Origin of the sequence: Tenacibaculum sp. L6 (assembly GCF_028823685.1) — a bacterium.
Taxonomy (GTDB): Bacteria; Bacteroidota; Bacteroidia; order Flavobacteriales; family Flavobacteriaceae; genus Polaribacter.
This window is the reverse complement of the sequence record NZ_JAPEHZ010000208.1, coordinates 1-317: the sequence shown is the minus strand read 5'-3', so window position 1 is coordinate 317 and position 317 is coordinate 1. Positions and strand designations below refer to the sequence as shown.

The 317-nt window shown below is 44.5% G+C and carries 1 protein-coding gene; it reads right to left on the bottom strand.

Translation table 11 applies throughout. From position 1 onward, the window contains the following. On the bottom strand, nt 1-317 hold a 317-nt coding region (locus OU788_RS12750), incomplete at both ends, for an Ig-like domain-containing protein (RefSeq protein WP_274635500.1).

Here is a 317-nt window from a genome sequence, read left to right as displayed (position 1 = left end):
CGTGTCTACATTATAAACATGACTCGTGTTGGTGGAACAAGTTGCATATGACAGGAAGCTTCCATCTACAGTAGCGTCTGGGTCAGCTGCTAATTCTGAGCCTGGGACATTTATACTGTAGTTTCCACTGGCATCTACGGTACCGGTATAGGTGTTTCCGTTGACTGTTAAAGTTACCGTGTCTCCTGTATTGAAGTCACCGCCTACGGTTCCGGTTACTGGAATAGTGCTTCCTGCTTCTGAGGCATTCACAATGTTGTCTGCCGTAATATCATTTATAGTTAAGTTAACTACTCCTCCTACAGTAATGGTTGCTG